The organism is Paenibacillus sp. FSL E2-0190, from assembly GCF_037992965.1.
Lineage (GTDB): Bacteria > Bacillota > Bacilli > Paenibacillales > Paenibacillaceae > Paenibacillus_AQ > Paenibacillus_AQ odorifer.
The window spans coordinates 1,000,580-1,025,255 of record NZ_CP150306.1 but is presented as its reverse complement, the minus strand read 5'-3'; the positions used below and the strand labels follow the sequence as shown (position 1 = coordinate 1,025,255).

Here is a 24,676-nt window from a genome sequence, read left to right as displayed (position 1 = left end):
AACACTAAAACCTCTCCTATAAACCAGGGAACGGATCATTCACCCAATCTACAAGAGAGGTTATGGCTATATCAATATGCTTTAAGAAATCATCTTATTTCAATGTAATGGTAAACGATGCGGATTTTGCACCTGCGTTTACTTTCACTGTAGTCTCATCTACTTGCTCTGCACCTTCTACGGAAGCGATAGCTCCCAGATCTTTAAGGGAAAGCGAGAATTCTTTACCGCTGCCTTCTGCAGTAACTGTTACGCTGTTGCCTTTGCGGGCAGCCTTCACAGTCAATTCTGGAGCACCTTTAAGATCACGTACGGTTGCAGAAGTAGTAGTACCTTCTTCAAGTGAATACAGGCCAAATTTCACGCCATCCGCAAAGTCGTAATCCGGTTTGTTATCGATGCTGCCGATTGCCAGCAAGGAGTTCTGACGAACGAACAGTGGCAGGCTGAAGAAATCATATTTCTCTTTGCGCCATGATCCGCCTTGTACAGTTTCACCAGATAACAGGTGAGTCCAGCGACCTGCTGGCAGATAGTATTTCACTTCGCCGTTTTCTTGGAAAATAGGCGCTACGAGCAAGGAATCACCCAGCATGTATTGGCGATCGAGCACTTCACATGTTGGATCTTCCGGGAATTCCATAACCATCGCCCGCATAGAAGCCCAGCCATGCTCTGCAGCCTGCCCAGCCACATCATACAGGTAAGGCATCAAGCTGCATTTAAGCTTCGTGAAGAAGCGGGTAACATCACAAGCTTCATCATCGTACGCCCAAGGCACACGGTAAGAAGTGCTGCCGTGCAGACGGCTGTGGCTGGACAACAGTCCAAAAGCTAACCAGCGTTTAAATACATGTGCCGGAGCAGTGTTCTCGAAACCACCGATATCGTGACTCCAGAAACCGAAACCGGACAAGCCCAGGGACAAACCGCCGCGAAGGCTTTCTGCCATGGATTCATAATCTGCGTAGCAATCTCCGCCCCAGTGAACTGGGAACTGTTGGCCGCCAGCAGTTGCAGAACGTGCGAACAATGCTGCCTCATTCTTGCCAAGCTTCTCTTCCAATACTTCAAATACAACTTTGTTGTACAGTTGAGTGTAGTAGTTGTGCATTTTCATCGGATCAGATCCGTCGAAATAAACTACATCTGTAGGAATCCGCTCACCGAAGTCTGTCTTGAAGCTGTCTACGCCCATATCTACCAAATCACGCAGGTAGCCGGCATACCATTCACAAGCCGCAGGGTTAGTGAAATCCACCAGTCCCATACCCGCTTGCCACAGGTCACATTGATAAACATCGCCGTTAGGCTTTTTGATCAGGTAGCCGTTTTTCTTGCCTTCTTCAAACAAGCGTGAACGTTGACCAATATAAGAGTTGGTCCATACGCAGATCTTCAGGCCTTTTTCCTTCAGGCGTTTCAGCATGCCCTCTGGATCCGGGAATACACGTTTATCCCATTCAAAATCAGTCCATTGATACTCACGCATCCAGAAGCAGTCAAAGTGGAATACATGCAGCGGCAGATCACGTTCTGCCATACCTTCTACGAAGGAATTTACAGTCTCTTCATCATAGTTGGTAGTGAACGAAGTTGTCAGCCACAACCCAAAAGTCCATGCTGGTGGAAGCGCTGGTTTACCTGTAAGAGCAGTATAGTTGCTAATAACGTCTTTAATGGTAGGTCCATCAATCACAAAGTATTCCAAGCTTTCTCCAGCTACGCTGAATTGGGCTTTTTTCACTTTTTCTGAAGCGATTTCATAGGAAACCAATTCCGGATGATTCACGAATACGCCATAACCTTTGCTTGATACGTAGAAAGGAATGTTTTTGTAAGCTTGCTCAGAGCTAGTGCCGCCGTCTTTGTTCCAGATATCAACGGTTTGTCCATTTTTCACGAAAGCGGTAAAACGTTCGCCCAGACCATATACGAATTCGCCTACGCCGAGATCCAGCTCATCACGCATGTACGTGTTACCGTCTTGGTCGGTGATGTAAGCCATGGATTTAAAGCCACTGCCTGTAATACGTTCTTCGCCGCGATAGAAATCCACCGCCCATTGTTCGCCTTTGCGAATCACTACACGAAGTCCGCCGCTGATCAGCACGGTTTCGAGATCCGTTTCTTCAATCTTCACGTGATCGCCAGTACCTTTAGTCAGTTCGAAAACCGGACCACGTTCCTGTACACCATCATGATGAATAATTTTAATACCTACCACGCCTGGAAGCGGGGAATGGAATTTTACAGTAAGCAGGGTTGAATTCAGCGTTGCTGCGCGCCCTGTGATTGGAGTCGTTTGTGTAATTGCTGTTAATCCTTCTGGAGTCTTTTCTACAACATAATTTTGAACTGCGCCGTTAATCGTGATACCTTCACGAACCAGCCAGAGACCATCAGTAAATTTCATTGTGTACTTGCCACCTTTCAATTTGGTGTTTATAGTTGCATTATACCGATAAAAAATGAACAAAACTAATACTATATAGCTCATTTATAACACTATTTTGATGTTTTTTAAGAAAAGAGGCCTTTATATGGACCGTACAACTCAGAGTTTGCTAAAAGAAAACAGAGTTCATGGAGATAGTATGTTTCCACTCGCTGCTTATTGGATAGATCTTCCATCCGGAACGCATGTACTCGATACACATTGGCATGAAGAAGCGGAGTTCTTTATGCTGCTAGAAGGAGAAATTCTGTTCCAAGTAGACACAGAATATTTTCCACTCCGCGCGGGCGAAGCGGTATTTATCGAATCTGGCGATATACACGCCGCCTATGTGCTGAACGAAGACACCCCCTGCAAATTCTGTGCGCTTGTATTTCTGCCTGATCTTTTGGCTAGCGCCCAGTACGATACGATCCAGCAAAACGCGATTTTGCCACTGCAAGAGAAACGCCAGAGCTTTCCGAGACATATTACACCAGATGTCCCTTGGCAGCAGGAGTTGCTTCATCATCTGGAGCAAATGATGGAGGCATACGCTAATAAAATGCCCGGATTTGAGACCTTTATGAAAGGAACTTTGCTAATCATGCTTTCCAAGATTACCGCAGAGGGCCGATTTGAGAACCGCAGCCAATCGGATGATGCTGATACCACCAAAATTAACCGCCTTAAAAAGGTGATCCTTTATATCCAAGATAACTATCAGGAACCGATCCGTACCCGTGATCTATCAGAGCTTATTCCCATGAGCGAGGGGCAATTCTGCCGCTTCTTCAAAATGATGACTCGTAAAACGCCGGTCGATTACATCAACTCATACCGGATTCGCCAGGCTGCCGATCTGCTGCAACAAAGTGAAAGAAAAATATCCGACATCGCATTCGAGGTCGGATTTGATAATGTAAGCTATTTCATAAAGGTTTTCCGCAAAGCGATGAAATGCTCGCCTTCGGAGTTCAGGAAAGGTGCAGGCTAGTTTCATCTACATCATAAAAAAACGATGGATTCCAACCTGATTTTTAGGAAATACAACCTTTTGGAGGCTCGCGATGAACTCACCGATTCTTAGCTTTATCACACCGCCTATTCCTTATTTCATAGACTGTGGCCGTGCTCACTACAATGCTGGAGACTATCATATCAGTCGTAATTGCATCGGCGTATTTGATCTAATCATTGTTAAAAAGGGGATGTTGCCCATCGCCGAGAACGAGGTGCACTGGGAGCTAAAGGAAGGAGAATTCCTCATCCTTCGTCCAGATGCCCATCACTATGGCTTTGCCCCTTGTCCTATCGAAACAGAAATCATCTGGATTCATTTCCAGACCTTCGGCAGCTGGATCGAGTGTCAGGATATGAACGAATGTCTGGAGAATCAGAGCGAGCTCATCGAAAGCCATAAACAAAAAGCTTATTTAAATCACTGCGATGTATGCTCGATCTTTATTCCGAAGTATACGGAAATATCAGAGAAGGCAATGGAGGTATTAGAGTTCTTTTTCCATCTGGAACAAGAACCCCAGTCGATGCGCAACTGGAAGCGCCAAGCCTCCTTTCAACAGTTCCTGCAATTCTTGGACCGCGATCTGGCCGAGGCATCCGATGCAACCGCCATTCATCTTGCCGAGAAGATTGAATTGTTCATTCGGCAAAATTATACTCGTGATGTCTCTAACTCCTTACTTCAAAAAGAACTTAACTATCATCCCAACTATCTCGCCAAAAACATGCTAAAAATATACGGTGTGACCCCTATGGCCTATCTCCTGTCCTATCGTCTAGAACAATCCAAACGGCTGTTAATTCAAACTTCCTGGTCCATTGCCCGCATCGCTGAAGAGGTTGGCTTCCATCATATTACTTACTACTCTTCCTGCTTCTCCAAGAAAGAAGGCATTTCTCCCTCTAACTTTCGACAAAAATTCACCGGCAAATAGACATAACAAAGCCTGGAATCGAAAATATCTTCCTCTTCCGGGATAGTTTGGACAAAAAAAGCTGTTAAGCGTCCATCAAACAACGCTGCAGCTAACAGCTCTCCTTATTAAGTATTGCTGCTGATTTACCGATATATTATAGATAGATCTTATCGTTGTAGGAGGATAATGAACCATGCACATAACGAATATGACCTCATCTATGGGAACGAGGTTTAATGTATCTGTTAGTCACCAAACTCATGATAAAACTATGAAATCAAACAGCAATACTAGTGGTAATGGTAATGGAGATAAATTATCAATAAGTAAATCTGCAAAGGCTGCTTTTCAAAATCAATCCAAAATGGACGGAATGGTTAACTCCCTGCTTAAACAAAAACAAAATATCATCGACAGTAAGAACAGTCTGATTGAAAGAACTACCAAAAGTTCACATAATCTCGAATCTATTCAAGATCAACTTAAGGAGTTCGACAAGCAGCTCCAAACGATTGACCAACAAATTGCAAAATACAGCTTCGAAGAGCAACAAAAGAACTTAGAAGATGCTCAAAAAGCTAATCCAAAGGATGAACCTAAAACCGAGCAAGAGATACAGAACGAAAGATTGAATACGATTGTTTCTGTAAGCCAAGATGTTAGCCAAATGGAGGTAGTTTCTTCTACCCACACTAAGATGCGTGGCGAGGCAAAAGTTCTGACCAAGGAAATAGAGCTGGACGAGGCTCGTTCTACTCATTCCGCAACAGCCAAACGGGAGCAGTTATCCAAAATCGAAACTAAACTATCGGAAATAAACGAATCGTTAGGCGATGCCATGAAAGACACGGGAGATAAAATTAAAGATCAGATCGATAAAGCAGGTTCAACAGAAATTAAACCTTCTGAAGAGAACACCAATGAGCGGACAGAACAATTAGCTACCTATCAAGAAATTCAACGTTTAGCCGAAGAATCTGATAAGTCGCAGCTAGAAATACTACTCTAACAAGGGCAAGATTCCCTATATAAAAAAGCAATCGGATCTCCTCCGCATCAGAGGGTCTGCCGATTGCTTTTTTAGATGCAGCTGATGTTACTTTTCGGCTATTCCTTCCGAATCACAATAAAGCAGGTGCTGTCCGGCAGCGCCACTTCCTGTCCGCTCTCATCCATGAACCTTACTCTATCACGCAAAGCTTCGGTATAACCTTCTTGCAAGTAATGCCGGAAGACCTCAATCTTTGCCTGCTCTCCTAAAATCTGTTCAATAAATGAGGCAAACTCCGTAGGGGTGAAATAACCAAACTGTTCTTGGACTTCGTGAATATAAGCCTCTTCGCCCCAGGTATAAGTATATAAAAATTCCATGGCATCATTAACGGGCATGAGCACTTCTTGTTCCCCTAATCTCTGAAACTGAATCTGACGTCCAGCAAAATCCTTCGTATAACGCTCCAGCCACACCAGACCGTCCTCTTCCAGAAAGCGAACTCTCCGCAGCAATGATGCAGGTTCAGTCATGATCCCATCGCGGATAATGATAACCCCGCCAGCTGACAATACAGCAAAGGCACTTCGCAGAGCTGCGGAGACGGTGTCGTGATTGAACTTATTACCATTTAGCGGCACATAAGAATATAGCTCATGCAAAATCGAAGAGAAAATTACCGTGTCCACCGTTCCGGCCTCCACGAAATCTTTAAGGTTCAACGCATCTCCCTGCAGCACCTCCCAGTGGCGACCTTCCCGCTGCTTGCGTTGCCGCAAGGCTTCCACTACATTGCTTGATATATCAATGCCGATTGGAGTAACCTCGGGCATACGCTCTTCCAGTAAATCCAGCAGCACACCGCCGCCCGGACCGATATCCAGCACTTTTTGTCCAGTGACATGATCTAGAATTACAGCTTTATAATCTGCTGTATTATTCATTTGGCTTAAGTAGGTATCTTCATTATGAAAACGGTCAAAAGCATCCCTGCGCAGCTCGAATAGATCGAATAACAGCAATACAGCACGTTCATACAAGGGTGATTTTTCAGCTTCCATACAGAATTCGATCAGCTTCTCTGCCGCTGCCGAGAATTGGAATTGAAAAAATACCGTGTCTGGCAGATGTTCCTTAGAATATTGCCGCAAGAGTAGGTGAGGGTTCTCAGCAGGCAAAGTCCCTTGCTCGATATCCTTCCATTTAAGCTCCGCTAAAGATTTTTCGATAATCCGCTTCTTATAAACATTGGTCTTCTTAACACCCTTGTAATCGTAGTAAATGCTGTTCATGACATGCTCGAAGCTGATATGGCTTAAGGATTGATTCTGCGCCCTCTGGGCAGCAAGCACCATCACCTTCAGAAATTGCTCCAGCGAAAAGGTCTGTAATGCAGATTCTACATACCAGAAGGTAATCTTACTTAATGACTCCAAGCGTTCAGCATGAAAACCTTCCTGCGTCAGCTTAGCCCATTCCGTAGTGAAATCCTCTCCTCTAGAGATCGGACCCAGCCGCATTCTGCGCAGTCGTTCCTTCATCGGCATAGGACTAGCAAGATTGCCTGAAGAAATCAGCTCAATAAGCTGCTTCACTTCATGCTGCACATTCTGCCATAACTCGGGAGACACAGCTCCGATGATGCAATGATTGAGCACGGTCAGCAGGCGTTCCAGTTCCTCCGCGGTCAGCAGCTGATCTTCCACTATATCATGGAGTGGCTTATTGACTTCCGGCGGCACTTCTCCGCGAATTTGCTGTCCTATAAGTCCATGAGTCTCAATAAGCCGCTGAATCATCGCACCTTTCTCGGAGACAGCCCTCCCTAAATATCTCTCATATAACTGTGCGGAACCTAAATTATGTACAAAACAATTGATCCCTTCCTTCTGCCAAACCAGCCGCTCCTTTGCTGTACCTCCCTTAGCCGTTTCTGACCAAATTAACGTTTCTTCCACCAGCTCTTTTATCCAAATAGAACGGGGAAGTTGGTCCAGAATCTGCAAGCTACGTTCCACATAGTCCAGTACGGGATTCCTGCGATCCAGCTCCTCCAGAGATTCCACACGTTCCAAATTTACAATCTGCTCCTCCGCTTGGACAATAAGCTTCAGCCAGAGGTGATCCTCCAAATGATCTTGCACACCTTCACGGTATAAGGCGATGGCTTCCAGTGATTTCAGCATATGCTCCTCCTTCGCTCCAAAGTGGAGACTATAAAGACCTATTATTATTATATATACAATCCCGTTAATTAAAAAACAGAACCAGGACTCATGAAATAGCCATGTCCCGGTTCTGTTTGCATTCCAATCATTAGGTTCCGAACCGCTGCCGATACCCACATTTGCGGCACAGCTCCTCCACCGCTTCTCTACGTGAGAAGCCATAGAATAAATTGTTCGCCCGCTCCCCCTCTACAATCTCTGAGAACGGAGTTTCATGGATGTTGCCTAGATTAATTACTCCTTCACCATCCAGACAGCATGGCACAACAGTGCCATCCACAAGGATTGCCGCTTGGCTCCGCAGGGCATGACAGAACCCTTTTCCGTCATCTTCCGGCTCATTCAGCGCTGGCCAACGGAACTCATGATCCTGATTAAGGTAGACGCGTGGGGCAATCTTGACACCACTGCCAGGCACAACCTTTTCTTCAATCTTGAAATCCAAGTTGAAGGCTTCCTCCAGCAGGGCAAGGGTTTCACGGTTACGGTTTCTCTCCAGATTCGTCAGATTATCCTCCGTCAAATTCCACAAGCGGAAAGAAATAATAACCCCTTGCGCTGAGGCTTCCCGTACAAAAGAAATTATCTCTGAAAGATAGCCTTCACGGTTCTCTGACCCTTCATGCCCATCAAAGCTGTGCAGAGAAAAGTTCATCTGACGCAGTGCGGGTTTACCAAGAATTTTAGGTCCGGCTTTATGAATTAACGTGCCATTGGTTGTAATATTAACCTTGAACCCTTTGGCATGAGCAGCATCCAACAGTTCACCGATCTTGGGATGCAGCAACGGTTCCCCTTTGACGTGAAGATAAATATGATTGCTGTGTGGTTTAATTTCATCCAATATCGTATTAAACGTATCAAGCTTCATGAAATTTTTCGTCCGGGCGGTTTGTGGACAAAAGCTGCAGGCGAGGTTGCAGACGCTTGTTATCTCAATATAAACCTTTTTAAAAGTCTTCAAGTCCTGCTCCCCATTCTATTTATTATAAATCTGAGGCATAGCGGAGACCGATCTGTGCTCTGGCTTCCTCCATAATCTCTGCTGCGGCCATGGAGTTCTCATGAGTATTAATTCTGCTCTCCCGTTCACCATTCTTAATCAAGTTGATGAATTCTTCAACCTCATAATACATAGGTTCAAACACCTGAGGCAACGTAAGCTCCTCAACTGTACCATCACGATAGTAAATTTTCACCTGATAAGGCTCATTGATCTTGTCGATCACCATCGTACCGTTCTCTCCATGAATCTCAGCTGGCAGATAGGAGTCGGAAATCTTGGAGTGCATAACTACCGCATCCATATCGTCATACTTCATAATGAGACTTCCTTCACCATCCACACCTGACGAGAGCATGACACCCACTGCCTGTACTGATTGAGGCTTGCCAAAGAGCACTACCATTGGATACAAACAGTACACTCCAAGATCCATTAACGAGCCATTGGAAAAAGCGGGATTAAACGCATTTAACACAGTCCCCTGCCGGTAGGCATCATATCTGGAGGAGTACTTACAGTAACTTGCAAAATAACGGCGAACTTGGCCGAGTTTATACAAATTATCACGAATCACTCCAAAGTTCGGCATAAAGGTCGATTTCATCGCCTCTACCAGCAGCACATCATTTGTGCGCGCAGCTTCAATCATAGCTTTAAGCTCCGTACTGTTGGATGCAGCCGGTTTCTCGCAGAGCACATGCTTGCCGTGATTTAAGCACATAATCGCTTGTTCTGCATGCATAGAATTTGGGCTGGCAATATATATAGCATCTACATCTTTGCTTTTCACCATATCTTCCAAATTCGTATAAATTGTAGCTCCCGCATATTTAGCAGCAAAGGCCTGACCTTTCTCCATTGTGCGAGAGTACACGGCTGTCAGGATAAACTCCTCATTCTCCAAGCCGGCTTGCACGAAGCGGTCTGTAATAAAGTTTGTTCCAATGACCCCGAAACGAATTGTCATGATGTTATCCCGTCCTTTTTAGTTATTACTAACTCTACATGCTATTTTCTCACTCATAGGTAGTCATGTCTACTTTTTAAGGCAAATTAACGACAATTTCTGATAAATTCAGCAATTCTCTTGTTACTGGCGGAGCACCGCTCATCGTACAACGCAAAAAAAGGCGTATCCCAGCCACCCTTTCATGGCTTTTGAGATACCCTTTTTTTGGAGTTACAATCATTCCCCGAGCTTACAGAACCAGATGAACTCTATATAATTGTCCAGCCGCCATCTACAAACAAGGTCTGACCTGTAGTGTAGCTGGAAGCATCTGAAGCAAAGTAGAGCACGGCGCCGTTTAATTCTCCCGGATTACCAGGGCGCCCCATCGGACACACTGCGTTGTACATTTTTAGCGCTTTTTCTGCAAATAACGTATTCTCAGTCATTTCAGTTTTGAACAAGCTTGGTCCAATCGCATTAACAGTGATACCATGCTTAGCGTAAGTTGCCGCCACCCCTCTTGTCAGATGGATCACTCCACCTTTAGCAGCATTGTAAGAATGCGTAGGAACCGAAGCAGAAGCTGTAAGGCCTAGCATTGAGGCTGTATTGACGATTTTGCCGTAATTCCGTTCCTTCATATGCCGGATCACATGTTTCGACATCAGGAAAACACCTTTTAAATCCGTATCCAGTACCCGATCCCAAGCTTCTTCTTCCAGCGCCTCAATCGGAACCGCATCCACCACACCAGCATTATTCAGCAGAATATCAATTTTGCCAAAGGCTTCCATAACCTTTTGAACAGCCACAATAATCTGGTCCTCTTTTCTTACATCACACTCGATAGGAATTATTCTGCGTTCAGGGTATTTAGCCCGGATATCCTCGGCTACTGCTACAAGCTTGTCATATCTTCTGGCCAAAATAGCAATGTCTGCTCCTTGCTCAGCAAGCATCTCTGCGAATTGTACCCCGATCCCACTGGATGCTCCTGCGATAATAGCTGTCTTACCCGTCAAATCAAAAAGGTTAGTCATTCTAATTCCTCCTAATGTTTGGTTAGCCGATCCTTCTTCGGTTTCATTTCGTACAAACTCACTTCAAACACGTAGGCTTATACTGAGGAAACAGGTTGCAAATTGTTCTCCCACCAGTCCCAGCGGAGATAGCAGTATGGAAGATACTCCATTGGATTCAGAGGCTCCAGAATTTTACCTTTTTCAAGCACATTTGTACTGACGGTGTAAACCGCGCCCAGCATATTCACAACTTCAAGCTCACTCCAAGGATCATGCGGGGAGTCTTGGAAGGTGATAGAGGCTTCAGCCGCTTTATAGACTTTAACCTCACTTACTAAACGCTGTGTGACCAAGGATGGCATCAGATCGAAGCCGTTTCCGTCAATTGCATTGGCATATTTGATGTTATACAAAGGGATATCTTTGCCGTAATATTCCTCCAGAATCTTCTCGGCTCCATTGTCATTGAAGTGTCCATCCATAGTGGCTTTTACGTTGAAAAAGTCAATGCCATGCCGGCCGATTGCCCCATCAATGCCATCTTCTGAGGTGTTCATACGCACATCGGCCATTTTCTTAGGCAGCCCACATACTTCCCGGCCCATAGCCATCCCGATATCGCTTGTAATAGGCATCGACAGGCAGTAGTTGCCTAATTGTCCGTTATAGTCCGCTAGAACGAACAATCCAGCTTCACGATAAGGTGGACAAAAGTTCGTAGCTGGGTAATTGGCGATAAAAGCATTTACCAGCGGCCGGCTTGTTGGCTTCAGTGGCTTCGGCAACAAACGCTCGATAATCTCTGGTTTGGTCTCCCAATACACCGTCAGCATCTCTGCATCATAAAAGGTGGTTGGCTTGCCTCCGTATTTCTGCATATCTGCGAAACTTTTCACAAAACTCACCATGAATGAACCCTCCTTAGATTAGTAACACTTTAGTTCAGCACAAAAGCCGTTTCGAATCCAGATTGAATGGCCTGTCCGATTCGGCCTGGCTTGCCTGCATCGCCGATCACCTTCACATTAGGCAGTACCTGCTTCAACTCATCAACAAATGAGCGATCGGGTGTAACACCAATGGATAATACAACAGCATCCGTCTTTTTCAGCGAAGTTTCCCCCGTGGACGTATTCTCAAGCACAATCGCGCCATCCTGCACTTCTACCAGCTTGGTTGATGCTAAGAGCTCCACGCCGTTCTTTTTCAGTCTAGTCACAATGTCGATCAGATTTGGCAGATAGGCATCTGGACCAACCCGCGGCTGCATTTCCACCACCGTGACCTGATTTCCCATATCGGCTAAATATTCAGCCGTTTCCAGCCCTGTCATGCCGGAGCCGATGACCACAGCCTGCTTGTTCTTAATCACAACTGACCCACTAAGTACGTCAACAACGGTGCAGACCGCTGCCTTCTTTACTCCCGGAATAACAGGCACTATAGGCTGTGCCCCAGCAGCAACAAATACCGCATAAGGGTTCAGTTGCTTCAGTTGTTCCAGCGTAGGTTTCGTAGAGAGACGGACATCAACATCCAGATCCTCTAACTGATGCTGCATATTATCAATAAACCAGTTCAGCTTCTCCTTCAATGGTGGCCGGCTTCCCAGCTCCACGCTGCCGCCTAGCACATCTCTGGCTTCGAACAATACAGGTTTAAAATCTCTGAGCGCCAGAATCCGTGCTGCTTCCATACCTGCTGGACCCCCGCCGATCACAGCTACTACTTTGCCAGCGCCATCTTTGGTTGGTTCTGCAAATTCAAGCTCACGGCCCACTCTGGCATTGACAGCACACTTGATTACCTTGCACTCCATTACTTCCTGAATACAGTACAGGCAAGAGATACAGGTTCTGATCTCTGCTTCTTTGCCTGCTGCCGCTTTGTTACCCCACTCCGGATCGGCCAGTTGGGCTCTTCCAAGGGCTACAAAATCCGTGTTTCCTTCCTGTAGCAGACTCTCAGCAAATTCAGGCTTACGGATCACATCACAAGCAATCACTGGAATTTGCACCGCTTGCTTAATGGCTGCGGAGAGATGTTTTTTCCAGCCTTGCGGGTAGGATATCGGCTCAATGATCGTATTGGATGATTCATAAGTGCCGGAGCTTACATTTATGCAATCCACTCCGATGCTTTCCAGATGTTTCGCAGTCTGGATAGCCTCATCCAGTGTAATCCCGCCTGAGACAAATTCATCACCGTCGATTCGCACCGATACAGGGAATCCTGCGCCACAGGTCTTTTTGATGCCAAGCACAATTTCGTTCAGGAATGACATTCTACCTTCCAGTGAACCGCCATATTTATCAGTTCTCAGATTGGTAAGTGGGCTCAGAAACTGTCCTACGAGATAGCCGTGGGCACCATGGATCTCCACACCATCAATACCTGCTGTTTTAGCTATATAAGCTCCGAACACAAATTTACGAACTAACTCTTCTACCTCTTCAGTAGACAGCTCCCGGGGCATTTCCCCAATCGCTGAAGACATCACTGCGCTAGGAGCAACAATTTGTTTGCCTCCAATAAGCCGTCCGTGATTTTGCCGGCCCGGATGCTGGAGCTGAAGGAATATTTTGCTGTCATGACGATGCACAGCTCTTGCCAGTTTCTCCAGACGTGGCACAAACAGCAAGTCACTTGCATTCAGCTGGTTCGGTGTACCTACTCCGGTCTCATTATCCACACGCGTAATTTCCGTAATGATTAGACCACAGCCACCTGCGGCACGTTCCTCATAAAAAGCAATCATTTCATCCGATGCTTCACCACTGGCCGCAGCCAGTGACGTTCCCATAGCCGGCAATACAATTCTATTCTTAAGTTCAAGGCGTCCAATTTTACCTGCTGCAAACAGTTTTTCATATTTCATCTGCTTAGCACCTCCACCTTTAGTTTAAGGCGTCCAATACTTTGTGAATATATTTACAAGCACCAAAAATCACTTCTTTATAGTGCATATTGCACTATTATTGAACCAGGGGGCGATATGAATGGATGTTTCCTTAAATGAGCAAGTATCAGGTAAAATCGAAATGGAGCATTATACCGCATCTTTGTTTACTGCATACATTTCAGGTGCAGGCCTTTCAGCTATCGTACAGACAGCTGCCGAGCTACTGCAGAATCCCGTCATTGTATTTGATTGCAGCTTCAAAATTGTAGCTCACTCTGACCTTTCCGATATCGACGATTACATATGGAGTGATAATATCCGCAAAGGTTATTGCTCTTACGACTTCATTGCGGCTGTGAGCAAAATGAACAGTGTCCAGCGTGGGAAACAAAGCGATGAATCTTATGAGGTAACCTGCGAGGAAACGTCAAACTCCAAACTGATCTCCAAAATAAAAGTAGCCGGCAAACAAATCGGCAATGTATTGCTTCTAGGATGCACAAATCCTTTTCGCGCCAGAGATAACGAGCTACTGTCCATCACCGCTACCATACTTGCCGAAGAGATGGGCAAAAATAGCTACTATCGCAACGCCAAAAATATAAAAGTTGAAGATTTTATCTGCGCATTGCTAGAGGAACAGCTTCAGGACAACCGGATTATTCAGGACAGGATGCGGAGTGCAGGACTAAAGTTCGGGAATCAGCTGCTTGTGCTGCTGTTCGATCTTACCTGGTATGAAGGTTCAGGCCGTTATGATGATTATTTAAGAGAACGTTTGCAACAGCTTTTTCCGGGCAGTCCTTCCACCTATTATGACGGGCAGATTGTAATGATCCATGATGGAAATCTCTCCAAAGAGCTTGTAAATAAGCAGCTGCAGGAATTTCTAGCCCAAACCGGCATCTCGCTTGGCATCAGCAATATGTTCACTAATCTTACGCAATGTAGGAGACACTATCTTCACTCCCGAAACGCTATTCGGATCGGTACCATTCTCAGCCCGCAGCAGCAGCTGACTTACTATTCAGATATCCAGCTCTATGAGATGCTCTCTGCTGATGTTGTGTTTAACGAGGATAATAACTACTACCATCCAGAGCTGCTCAAGCTTCAAGAATACGATACTGTGCACCAGTCCAATCTATATCATACCTTTTACGTTTATCTCAAAAATAACCGGAACATGCAGATTACCTCAGACGAGCTGTACATTCACCGGAATACACTCAGATATAAGCTCGATCTTATCAGCAGACTGCTGGACACCGACTTTACCGATTCTGAAAAAATGCTGTCGTACTATGTCTCTTACAAGGTCGCTGCTTTTTGTGAAAAAGCTAGGGAGCAGACCCGTACGCCGCAACGTTAATGTTAGAAGCTACTATAAACACACAAACAGCCCCCGTTCTTATCCCAAGAACGGGGGCTGTGCTGTGAAGTAGAACAGTATATGATATTACAATCCGTAAAAAGCTTGCAGCTGACGCACGATTTCATCCTTGTCATGATCCACTACGGTTTGATGTTGTGGCATCTCGAACAATGCTTTAATCTGTGCCGGGAATTCCTGCTTAATATCGATCAAAGTAATTGCCTCATCGAACTTAGCTGGATGTGCAGTCGCAAAGGTAATGCCAATCTCATCTGGGCCATTAAAGGCTTCGTAAGCCGCGATTCCACATGCTGTATGTGGATCAAGCAGGTAGCCGTATTCTTTTTGATACTTAGCGATCGTATTCAAGCATTGATCATTCTTCACACCCAGCGCTGCAAAATCCTTCTGCACCTGCTGAAGCGCCTCGCCTCCAACCGTAATCTTGCCTTCGGTTTGCAGCTTGGACATATACGCGGATAACTTCTCAGAATCCTCGCCTACCAGATAATACAGATACCGTTCGAAATTACTTGCCACTTGGATGTCCATCGAAGGGCTGTAAGTGCTTGTGAAATTACCTGGTTTGTATTCGCCAGTATTCACGAAACGCTCCAAAATATTATTTTCATTCGTAGCAATGATTAGCTTGTTAATAGGAAGCCCCATTTGCTTAGCCAAATAACCCGAGAAAATATTACCGAAGTTACCGGAAGGCACGCTGATATTAATCTTCTTCTCGTTGCTGCCATCGACATGCAGATATGCATAGAAATAATAAACAGTCTGCGCCAGAATCCGCACAAAGTTAATGGAATTGATTGCACGCAGATGATACCGACCTTTAAAGTCCAGATCTGCGAACAGATCCTTAATCACCTTCTGGCAATCATCAAAGTTACCATGAACAGACAGATTCAGTACATTGCTGTCGTCCACCGTAGTCATCTGCAGCTCTTGCACTTTACTTACCTTGCCGTGTGGATGGAGAATACAGATCTTGATGCCTTCTTTGCCGCGTACACCTTGAATGGCCGCCGCTCCAGTGTCCCCAGAGGTTGCACCGAGGATGTGGATGATTTTGTTTTGTTTTTTGGAAATATACGAATACAGCTCACCCATAAACTGCAGCGCTACATCCTTGAAAGCAAAAGTAGGCCCATGGAACAATTCAAGGACATATAAAGAATCATCCACTTGGTGTATAGGTGTTACTTCAGGTGTGCGGAAATTAGCATAACTGGTGTTGACCATTTCCTGCAAATCCTGGTAAGGAATCTCATCATTGGTGTAATAGGCAACAATCTTCAGGAACAACTCCTGATAGCTGAGACTTCTCCACTCTTCCAACGTTGCTGCTGAAACCACTGGAATCTCGGATGGAACCATCAGCCCACCGTCGTCCGCAAGTCCCATCAACACCGTATCAATAAAACCTTTAGGTTCCACATTACCTCTTGTGCTTATAAACTTCATGCTCATCCTCCTGAACCCCTCGTTAATATATGACAAGAATATATGATAAGAAGAAACAACGTTGTCGTCCTATATAGAAGACAACTGTTTCTCGCAGAAATATAAGGCTGTTATAGTTGCACCACTTATAAATTCTTATAATTAACTATAAGTTTCACCCTAAACGTTATCCTTAAGCTAGTTAGGGATGATTAAGCTATTTCTGCTTGTTTTCCCTATATACTACCACGTTTACGCGCTAAAGTCCGTTAATTCTTTGTCTTATTTTGCAGCTCTCTCCAGACCGTTTTGTTGCTGTACTGCCGTTCTGTACTAACATCCTTACCGAACCATTCCGGCTCTTTAAAGCTTTCCGCTTCCTCCAGAGATTCAAATTCAACCTCCAATACGGACAATTTCAGCTGGGAATATACGTCGATCTCAACCGTTGTGCCATTCCACACCGCTGTAATTCGCTCTTTGACCAAAGCTACCGCATTTACCGCTTCGATCATCTGATTATATAAACCCTCTGAGATAAAATATTCGATCTCTTCGCGTTTGATCCCTTTGCCATCCTTAAACGTATGCGTGTAGGTTACCTCACCTGAGTCCAGATCCGTAATTTTACGCACACGAAGCTCTTGACCACCATCTATTGCCAGATATGTCTGATCGATATTATGACGGGTAACAATCTTCAATTCTCCCTTTTGAATCAGCTGCTCCGGAAATTCCGGCAGCAGAAACTTGCGTTCGATCTCCAAAGCCATGATGTTTCGCTCCTCTTCGTGTCATATATTTTTATATTAATAATCATCATAGGGGTGTGACAAACCCAAGTCAATGTGGATTATAGGGAAATAGGACATGCTCTAGCTTAAAAAAGGCTACCGTGGTGTTCATTGTGGGATTTATGGAGGTTGTGGAAAGATAGGGCTCACCATAGATTACTGGAAACTACGGATAATTAGCGAGTCAGCCGGCGATCATTGGAAAGCACCATTCGATGAGTTGCTCCGTGTGCCACTGGTGAGGCTCCCCCATTCGATTAGTTGGTTCCGCTCCACTGGTCGTACTCACCTATTTACTTAGTTGGTCACGCTCCACTGGTCGTACTCACCCATTTGATTAGTTGGTCACGCTCCACTGGTCGTACTCACCCATTCGATGAGTTGGTCACGCTCCACTGGTCGTACTCACCCATTCGATTAGTTGGTCACGCTCCACTGGTCGTACTCACCCATTTACTTACGGACCGTATAGCCACTATTTGCGAAAAAAACGCATATTTGAGATGGTATCGGACCCAGGTGCAGCTATTTACTCCAAAACACCCCATATGGTCGCGATAATTAGCCAATAACGTCGCTGGGGTCCGAAAGTAGTCCCAATTGCCTCTTTTTTAGCAAATAAGGACTACTGAGTCCGATCCGAAGCAGGGTACCTAGGAACCTAGAAGCAACCAAGGGAACTCTCCATCATATGTAGTCGGCGCCTTCTCATTCTTATCCCAGACCAGACCATAATGATTGGAGCATCGTTAACTGGTGGCACTCCCTCATACTTCCTCATACTCCTTCATACTTCCTCAAATCCCCTTATACTTTCTCATACTTTCTCATACCACCCCTACTCCCCATTCACTTACGGACCGTATAGCCACTATTTGCGAAAAAACCGCATATTTGAGATGGTATCGGACTCAGGTGCAGCTATTTACTCCAAAACACCCCATACGTTCGCGATAATTAGCCAATAACGTCGCTGGGGTCCGAAAGTAGTCCCAATTGCCTCTTTTCTAGCAAATAAGGACTCCTGAGTCCTATCCGAAGCAGGGTATACCTAGGAACCTAGCAGCAACCAAGGGAACTCTCCATCATATGTAGAAGGCGCCTTCTCATTCTTATCCCAGACCAGACCCTAAAGATTAGACCATCGTTACTGGTGGCACTCCCTCATATCTTACGGACTAATAAAAAACCGAACGAAAATCAGAGGAAATCCTGAAATCCGGTCGGCTCGACGGCAGCACTTATTTTATTTCTTTCATAAATGCCTGAAAGTCTTTTACGATTTCTTTTGCTTTAGTGCGATATAAATAATGTCCCTCTTCAAACTTCACTATTTTTCCATGCACAGAGTCCTTGATTTGCTTTTCATGCTCTGGTATCCATCTATCCGTTGCTGGTTGATTCGCTTGTATAAAGAAAATAAGAGGAAGATTTTTAGGAAATGTTAAGCTTTCAGCTGATTTAAAATTAGAATACATCATTCCAGCTTCATTTAATTGGGTGGGGTTAAATATGTTTTTGCGATTGATCAGTCTCATTTGTTCTTTTGTTTTATCATCAAATGGTAGTTCAGCAATTGGGTCAGCATTAAATTTCATTTGCAATCTGATTAAACCTGATTTTTTGAGCAGATTTATAGCTCTTAATTCCGAAGCTTCGATCTTCCTCTCGCTTATCGATGGAACACTACTATCAAGCCCGACAAATGCACTCACTTCATTTTCATACTTGTTAACATAATCTAGTCCATATATGCCTGAAATAGAGTGGCCCATTAGAATATAACGGTCAATATTAAGAGCCTGTAAAGCTTCATGAATTTCACTTACAATATTCTCTGTGCTGCGCTCCTTTTTGGTCAGATCACTTAATCCATACCCAAAAGGCTCAATCATGACAACTTTGTAAAACGGCGACAGTTCATCTATTAATGCTTTAAAATCAAGAGCTGGCGCTGCTGTGCCATAACCCGGTAGTAGCACGACTGTTTCTTCACCTTTTCCTTGAATATAAACATTCATGTTTTTCCCATCTACGGGTACTAACTGACCATAGGGTTCTATTTTATTTTGTTCCGATTTATTGCTGATCAAATTAACTGTATAGACAATAGCGAGAAAAAGCACGATTGCGATGATTATTGCTCCTACTACTTTAAGTAGTATGTTTAGTATTTTACTTGTTCTCGTGCCCGCCTTCATTTTCATTTTTTCTTTTATTTCCACTCGTATCTTCTCCTGTCATCAGCTGTGTTTTGGACTACCATAACTAACTGCTAAGCTAAGATTAACCAATGAAGATGTACTCTCTATGACCTCAATATGAACGGAATATGAACATGCAAAAAAGCTATAGCGTCATGCACAAGGGTAGCTGCACAGGATGCCAAAACAGGAGGAATATATGTGTGGAGGTGGATACGATCAAGGCTGCCTTGCCATCCGCAGCTTCAGCTGATTCAAATTCATCTTTGAACAAAAAAAGCAAACCACGAGCTAGGCTCATGGCTTGCTGATGACTTGCAATAAACTCTATTCCTGCACCTTCAATTTATAACATCCGCTAACAAAATCCTGCTGGATATCCGGCAGAGCCAGCCCAGCCTGCATTAGCCGATCACCACCGTAAACCTCACCACTGGCCTCCAGAATGTAATCCAGCTCCGGATTTAAACCATTCAGCTTCAGGCTACGGCGGGGCGGGTGCGGCACAGCCATTACCCGGAAGTAATAAACTAATGCCTCACGCTGATCATCGGACACGAACATCCATGCTGTCTCATTGCCCTCAAACGGGCTTTGCAGCCGGTACAGATTCCCTTGCTGCACAAGACTGCGGATTTGTTTATAGTTCGCAACCTGTTCCTTCACAAGTTCCTTCTCTTCGTCTGTAAACTTCGTAAGATCCAGCTCATAACCGAAATTACCGGACATAGCTACATCTCCACGAAAAGACAGCGGGGTGATCCGTCCTACCTGATGATTCGGCACGGCAGACACATGCGCGCCTATCGAACTAACCGGATACACCAGACTTGTTCCATACTGAATCTTCAGTCGTTCCACAGCATCGGTATCGTCACTGGTCCAGGTCTGCGGCATGTAATGCAGCATGCCTGGGTCGAAGCGGCCACCACCACTACAGCAGCTCTCGCACAGGATATGCGGAAACTCTGAAGTTATTCGCTCCAATAGCTCATACAGACCAAGCACATAACGATGAGCGGTTTCCCCTTGGCGTTCAGAAGGTAACTCTGCAGAGCCAATCTCCGTTAAACAACGGTTCATATCCCATTTCACATAACTAATGGGCACGGTCGAGAAAATCCGGGACAGTGACTCATAAATGTACTGACGTACATCCTCCCGAGTATAGTCCAGCACCAATTGCCAGCGGGCTTCGCTACGGCGGCGTCCCGGCACATGCAGACACCAGTCGGGATGCTTACGATAGAGCTCGCTGTCTGGCGAGATCATCTCCGGCTCGAACCAGAGGCCAAACTGTAAGCCTAGATTGTTCACACGCTGCGCCACATCAGACAATCCGCCTGGAAGCTTGCGCAGATCCTCTACCCAGTCTCCGAGAGAGGAGTTATCTGCGTCTCTTTTGCCAAACCAGCCGTCGTCCAGCACGAATAGCTCTATTCCGAGTTTCGCTCCTTCCGCCGCAATCGACTCCAATTTATCCGCATCGAAGTTGAAATAGGTGGCTTCCCAATTGTTGACCAGAATGGGCCGTTCCTTATCTCTATATAACCCTCTGCATAAACGGGTCCGGTACAGGCGATGATAGGTTCTCGACATTTCCCCGATCCCCTTGGAAGAATACACCATCACTACCTCTGGGGTCTGAAATTGTTCGCCCGGCTCCAGCAGCCAGGAGAAATCAAAAGAATTCAGCCCCATCGTAAACCGGGTCATCCCGAAGGAGTCGACCTCTGCCTCAGCTTCAAAGCCTCCACTATATACAAGACTGAAGCCGTAGGCCTCTCCATGATTTTCATCCGTTTCAGGTTTCACCAGCGCTGCAAATGGATTTAACTGGTGGCTGCTCATCCCTCTGCGGCTCCCAATGGTCGTACCCCCTTGCACCAGACGTCTACGGGTCAGATTACCTTCCCTTGACCAAGCTCCTGCCAAATAGATCATATCCATATCGCCAGACGAGAAATCGACACTAGCACTCAGTGCACGCTGCAATCGCAGCTGTGTTTCCCCCGCATTGGTGAACTCCACAGAGCGGGTGATTACGTTGGTATGTTCAAAAACCGTATAGCGCAAAATAACACTCAGCTTGGCGTAATCATCCTTAAGTGTAAGCTCCAACGTCTGTGCTTCTTGCGCAGACTCAACATATACAGATGGCAGACCCGGCAGTGAGGGTTTACCCTCAACTACCCGGTACCCGCTGTATTTCAGCTCTGTAATACGAGTGCCGTCTTCGAGCCGAACTTGATAAGCAGGTGTTCTGAAATCTCCCGTGCCGTATTGGGGATATTCCTGCGGGAGCCGGTCGAGACCCGTATTTCCTCCCAGATTCAACAGCCCTTCCAAATTGCTGCCACTACGCAGCTTCTTGCCCCAATACACATGTGCCGGATAATCATTAACAAGCTGAAGAATATAACTCATCCCTGCGCTCTGTAAATGGAATAATCCCTTATCTTCCTGAACTAAAATCCCCATGTGCCAGTCCTTCTCTCCTTAGGATTTACAGCAAATCTTCGCTCACAAAATCAACCATCGATTGAACCTTTAGCCCTTTAGGTGCGGCAGGAATCCAGTCTCTTCCATCGTTCCCGCGTTGTGAGAACTCTATCGTCTTGGTCTGACCTGGGAGAAGGTCAAAATAATTGTCAGAGAATATTCCTTCCTCTTCCGAAGTCAGGTATACACCTCTAGCCAATACATCACTGGTCACGGTGAAGCTTAATCCACCGCTCTCTGGAGTTTCCAGCACGGTAATTACTGAGCGCTGCAACGGAATTTCTTTTTCCGGAGTAAAATAATGCAGCTTGTGATCTATCACCTGGCCATCCGCCTGCAAGCAAATTCCAAGCAATACATCACCCCCCCCTTGACCTTCTAGCAGGTCTGCCACAGGAGACGAGAATACGATAGCAGCAGAATCAGCTCCCAGCTCAACGGGATGTGCCCACTCTCGCAGCACCGAACCGTTAAACTGATACAAAGTAAGCACCAACTCAGCGCTCACTGCTGTTCTTAAATCAGATACGACATGAATGTCTACCTTCTCACGGTCTGTACCGTCGATAGACAACAGAACATCTTTGAAGCTTGAACGCACGGTATATTGCAGGGCTTTCCAGCGCCCGTTATAATCCATGCCCGCCCAAGAAGCCACCGGCCAGCAATCATTCATCTGCCAGTATAAAGTGCCCATACAATAAGGTTTATTTCTTCTGTGGCTTTCAATCGCGATTCGGATCGCTTCGGCTTGCAGGATTTGACTCATATATAAAAAGGCTTTGAAGTCCTTTGGCTGCGGCAGATACATATCCATATATTCTTTGATCAGCAGATTACCGCGACCATTCTTCTGATGCGCCAGCATCACCTCTGAGGTAAGCTCCAAATCCTGCTCTTCCGCATAGCTCATTACCGTTTTTAGTTCCGGGAACGACTGGAAGCCATATTCACTCATGAAGCGGCCAACCTTTGTATTATAGTTCTCAAAAGGCTCGATTCCGTGCCACACGCCCCAGTAATGCACATCCCCTTCGCCCACAATCCGCGTCGCATGCTGATTAATATCGCCAGTCAGCTCCCGCAACGGCGAAGACGGCCAGTAGTCCACACCTGGATGGAACGCGGCTACAGCCTCCGGCAGAATACGGTGGAAGATTTTAATATAATCGGCCCACATTGTCGCTCTTTGCTCAGCGCCGAGTTTTTCTTTCCAGCCCCAGCCCATATTTTCCTCGAACTGTGACCAGGCCGAATCAATCTCGTTGTTGCCACACCATAAGGCGATGCAGGGATGATTGCGCAATCTTTTGACGTTGTATTCGGCTTCTTTTTTCACATTTTCAAGGAACGCCTCGTCTCCGGGATACATACTGCAAGCGAACATAAAGTCCTGCCAGACCAGCAGTCCGTATTCATCACAGAGCTGATAAAAAATATCTTCTTCATATATACCACCGCCCCAAACGCGCAGCATATTCATATTCGATTCTACTGCCGTGGCAATTTCATGCCGATACCGCTCCTCGGTTACTTCTGTGGTGAAGCTGTCATTTGGAATATGATTGGCGCCTTTGGCGAAGACGGAAACTCCATTCAGCGCAAAAGAAAACGAAGCTCCTTTGGCATCACGCTCCCGAATCAATTCAATACTGCGGAGTCCGGTTTTTACACTTTTGCTAACCTCTACTTCCGCATTTTGTACCAATTCTGCCTGGAATGTATATAAATGAGGCTCTCCGAGCCCTCTGCACCACCAGAGCTGTGGCTCGGATATAACAATATTCATCTCTAATTGCTGCATGCCTTCTTCTAAAGTAACCGCTTGCATCCACTCCAAACCATCGGTACTTATTCGCAGCATTCCCCGCCAAGCAGCAGGAGCATCCACTTCTACAATTGCGGTCAGGCGAGCTTCTTCCTTAGCAATCACATTTTGACGGATATAGAGGTCTGTAATTTGAACGGTGTCACGTCCCACCAGAGCTGCCGCACGCCATATTCCACTGGTCAAGAAACGCGGGCCCCAATCCCAGCCGTAATGATAAGGTGCTTTGCGCGCAAAAATACTAATCCGTTGTTCATCTAATCCCCCAAGCTCGGATTGATCATTCGAGGCAGGCAGCGCGTAACCCAGCTTCGCTAATTTCGGTAAATCTTCCTTAACCACAGAGCGGAACTTCACCCGTATATTATTTTCTCCAGTCTTTAACTGATCTTTGACATCCACTTTCCATGCCAGAAACATATTATCAGCAGCGAGCACATGTACATTATTCACGTACACATCTGCATAAGTATCCAGTCCCTCAAAAACTAGCTCCGTACAAGCAAGCTCCTGCCACTCTTCCCCCAACTGCAACGAGGTTTGATATTCCCAGTCCTTCTTATCGATCCACTGTAGATCATGTTCATTTGTTCCATAAAAGGGGTCTGAAATCTTCCCGTTCTTTAGTAAATCCGTATGGACTGTACCTGGCACAGTCGCCGGAAGCCACTCCTCATCACCACAGCCTCTAAATTCCCACTTCGCAAGATCCATATGCAAATGTTTCATAATACCTCCTAAAAGTTTTGTAAGCATAGACTTCTCTGAATGACTTCGCGCAAAACTCGCTTCGGAAGCAGATGCCTAAAGTTTTGTAAGCATAGACTTCTCAAAAATAGCATAAGACTTCAATTAATTCATTGAACCCTTTTGATATTCTTTGTATTTTGTTATCTGATTGTTAGGTACATGCTAATTATAAACGCAGAAACAAAACAAATAAAGACAATAAATAATAATACAATACATTTATTAACGGCTTCGATAAAGCTATAATGTTCATGTAAACGCTAACAATAAAAACGAAAAGGGGATTAAGC

The 24,676-nt window shown here is 45.4% G+C and carries 16 protein-coding genes; 4 read left to right on the top strand and 12 right to left on the bottom strand.

From position 1 onward, the window contains the following. Nucleotides 1-94 precede the first annotated feature (94 nt). Nucleotides 95-2,416, bottom strand: a complete 2,322-nt coding sequence (gene yicI / locus NST25_RS04370) for an alpha-xylosidase (protein ID WP_340393384.1) — start codon at nucleotides 2,414-2,416, stop codon at nucleotides 95-97. 127 nt (nucleotides 2,417-2,543) lie between these two features. On the opposite strand from yicI, the gene NST25_RS04365 reads away from it, so the two are divergent. From NST25_RS04365 to NST25_RS04355, 3 genes are all read left to right on the top strand, one after another. Then, nucleotides 2,544-3,434 (top strand): AraC family transcriptional regulator, encoded by an 891-nt coding sequence (locus NST25_RS04365; protein WP_339171540.1) that lies wholly within the window; start codon nucleotides 2,544-2,546, stop codon nucleotides 3,432-3,434. Between the two features lie 73 nt (nucleotides 3,435-3,507). After that, nucleotides 3,508-4,395: a helix-turn-helix transcriptional regulator gene (locus NST25_RS04360; RefSeq protein ID WP_076129612.1), complete on the top strand. Its 888-nt coding sequence runs from the start codon at nucleotides 3,508-3,510 to the stop codon at nucleotides 4,393-4,395. A gap of 175 nt (nucleotides 4,396-4,570) precedes the next feature. Next, nucleotides 4,571-5,386 (top strand): hypothetical protein, encoded by an 816-nt coding sequence (locus NST25_RS04355; protein WP_340393383.1) that lies wholly within the window; start codon nucleotides 4,571-4,573, stop codon nucleotides 5,384-5,386. A gap of 98 nt (nucleotides 5,387-5,484) precedes the next feature. Here NST25_RS04355 and NST25_RS04350 read toward each other — a convergent pair whose 3' ends face one another. The 6 genes from NST25_RS04350 to NST25_RS04325 form a co-directional block, all read right to left on the bottom strand. After that, nucleotides 5,485-7,554: a class I SAM-dependent methyltransferase gene (locus NST25_RS04350; RefSeq protein ID WP_340393382.1), complete on the bottom strand. Its 2,070-nt coding sequence runs from the start codon at nucleotides 7,552-7,554 to the stop codon at nucleotides 5,485-5,487. Between the two features lie 130 nt (nucleotides 7,555-7,684). Then, nucleotides 7,685-8,560, bottom strand: a complete 876-nt coding sequence (locus NST25_RS04345) for a radical SAM/SPASM domain-containing protein (protein ID WP_036680750.1) — start codon at nucleotides 8,558-8,560, stop codon at nucleotides 7,685-7,687. A 22-nt stretch (nucleotides 8,561-8,582) separates the two neighbouring features. After that, a complete protein-coding gene (locus NST25_RS04340; protein ID WP_038568824.1) occupies nucleotides 8,583-9,569 on the bottom strand; it encodes a Gfo/Idh/MocA family oxidoreductase in 987 nt (328 codons plus the stop codon). A 251-nt stretch (nucleotides 9,570-9,820) separates the two neighbouring features. Continuing rightward, nucleotides 9,821-10,594 (bottom strand): glucose 1-dehydrogenase, encoded by a 774-nt coding sequence (locus NST25_RS04335; protein WP_036680744.1) that lies wholly within the window; start codon nucleotides 10,592-10,594, stop codon nucleotides 9,821-9,823. Between the two features lie 77 nt (nucleotides 10,595-10,671). Further along, nucleotides 10,672-11,484 carry an acetoacetate decarboxylase family protein gene (locus tag NST25_RS04330; protein ID WP_081383412.1) on the bottom strand — a complete coding sequence of 271 codons (813 nt, stop codon included), beginning with the start codon at nucleotides 11,482-11,484 and terminating at the stop codon, nucleotides 10,672-10,674. Between the two features lie 29 nt (nucleotides 11,485-11,513). Next, nucleotides 11,514-13,454: an NAD(P)/FAD-dependent oxidoreductase gene (locus tag NST25_RS04325; protein WP_076219701.1), complete on the bottom strand. Its 1,941-nt coding sequence runs from the start codon at nucleotides 13,452-13,454 to the stop codon at nucleotides 11,514-11,516. 121 nt (nucleotides 13,455-13,575) lie between these two features. On the opposite strand from NST25_RS04325, the gene NST25_RS04320 reads away from it, so the two are divergent. After that, on the top strand, nucleotides 13,576-14,850 hold the full coding sequence (locus NST25_RS04320) for a helix-turn-helix domain-containing protein (protein WP_076194388.1): 1,275 nt from the start codon (nucleotides 13,576-13,578) through the stop codon (nucleotides 14,848-14,850). Nucleotides 14,851-14,937: 87 nt separating this feature from the next. Here the strand turns inward: NST25_RS04320 and thrC are convergent, their stop codons facing one another. The 5 genes from thrC to NST25_RS04295 all read right to left on the bottom strand — a co-directional run bounded on the left by thrC (nucleotide 14,938) and on the right by NST25_RS04295 (nucleotide 24,365). Beyond that, nucleotides 14,938-16,329: a threonine synthase gene (thrC, locus tag NST25_RS04315; protein ID WP_340393381.1), complete on the bottom strand. Its 1,392-nt coding sequence runs from the start codon at nucleotides 16,327-16,329 to the stop codon at nucleotides 14,938-14,940. Between the two features lie 248 nt (nucleotides 16,330-16,577). Next, nucleotides 16,578-17,081 (bottom strand): CYTH domain-containing protein, encoded by a 504-nt coding sequence (locus tag NST25_RS04310; protein WP_036680734.1) that lies wholly within the window; start codon nucleotides 17,079-17,081, stop codon nucleotides 16,578-16,580. A 1,262-nt stretch (nucleotides 17,082-18,343) separates the two neighbouring features. After that, nucleotides 18,344-19,309: an alpha/beta hydrolase gene (locus NST25_RS04305; RefSeq protein WP_340394358.1), complete on the bottom strand. Its 966-nt coding sequence runs from the start codon at nucleotides 19,307-19,309 to the stop codon at nucleotides 18,344-18,346. Between the two features lie 324 nt (nucleotides 19,310-19,633). Next, on the bottom strand, nucleotides 19,634-21,787 hold the full coding sequence (locus NST25_RS04300; protein WP_340393380.1) for an alpha-galactosidase: 2,154 nt from the start codon (nucleotides 21,785-21,787) through the stop codon (nucleotides 19,634-19,636). A gap of 25 nt (nucleotides 21,788-21,812) precedes the next feature. Then, nucleotides 21,813-24,365 (bottom strand): glycoside hydrolase family 2 protein, encoded by a 2,553-nt coding sequence (locus NST25_RS04295; RefSeq protein WP_340393379.1) that lies wholly within the window; start codon nucleotides 24,363-24,365, stop codon nucleotides 21,813-21,815. Between the last annotated feature and the right edge of the window lie 311 nt (nucleotides 24,366-24,676).

What these genes read in the sequence shown, in the direction of transcription:
- yicI (WP_340393384.1), bottom strand. Translation starts at nt 2,416, where the DNA reads ATGAAATTTACTGATGGTCTCTGGCTGGTTCGTGAAGGTATCACGATT.
- NST25_RS04365 (WP_339171540.1), top strand. Translation starts at nt 2,544, where the DNA reads ATGGACCGTACAACTCAGAGTTTGCTAAAAGAAAACAGAGTTCATGGA.
- NST25_RS04360 (WP_076129612.1), top strand. Translation starts at nt 3,508, where the DNA reads ATGAACTCACCGATTCTTAGCTTTATCACACCGCCTATTCCTTATTTC.
- NST25_RS04355 (WP_340393383.1), top strand. Translation starts at nt 4,571, where the DNA reads ATGCACATAACGAATATGACCTCATCTATGGGAACGAGGTTTAATGTA.
- NST25_RS04350 (WP_340393382.1), bottom strand. Translation starts at nt 7,554, where the DNA reads ATGCTGAAATCACTGGAAGCCATCGCCTTATACCGTGAAGGTGTGCAA.
- NST25_RS04340 (WP_038568824.1), bottom strand. Translation starts at nt 9,569, where the DNA reads ATGACAATTCGTTTCGGGGTCATTGGAACAAACTTTATTACAGACCGC.
- NST25_RS04335 (WP_036680744.1), bottom strand. Translation starts at nt 10,594, where the DNA reads ATGACTAACCTTTTTGATTTGACGGGTAAGACAGCTATTATCGCAGGA.
- NST25_RS04330 (WP_081383412.1), bottom strand. Translation starts at nt 11,484, where the DNA reads ATGGTGAGTTTTGTGAAAAGTTTCGCAGATATGCAGAAATACGGAGGC.
- NST25_RS04325 (WP_076219701.1), bottom strand. Translation starts at nt 13,454, where the DNA reads ATGAAATATGAAAAACTGTTTGCAGCAGGTAAAATTGGACGCCTTGAA.
- NST25_RS04320 (WP_076194388.1), top strand. Translation starts at nt 13,576, where the DNA reads ATGGATGTTTCCTTAAATGAGCAAGTATCAGGTAAAATCGAAATGGAG.
- thrC (WP_340393381.1), bottom strand. Translation starts at nt 16,329, where the DNA reads ATGAAGTTTATAAGCACAAGAGGTAATGTGGAACCTAAAGGTTTTATT.
- NST25_RS04310 (WP_036680734.1), bottom strand. Translation starts at nt 17,081, where the DNA reads ATGGCTTTGGAGATCGAACGCAAGTTTCTGCTGCCGGAATTTCCGGAG.
- NST25_RS04305 (WP_340394358.1), bottom strand. Translation starts at nt 19,309, where the DNA reads ATGAAAATGAAGGCGGGCACGAGAACAAGTAAAATACTAAACATACTA.
- NST25_RS04300 (WP_340393380.1), bottom strand. Translation starts at nt 21,787, where the DNA reads ATGGGGATTTTAGTTCAGGAAGATAAGGGATTATTCCATTTACAGAGC.
- NST25_RS04295 (WP_340393379.1), bottom strand. Translation starts at nt 24,365, where the DNA reads ATGAAACATTTGCATATGGATCTTGCGAAGTGGGAATTTAGAGGCTGT.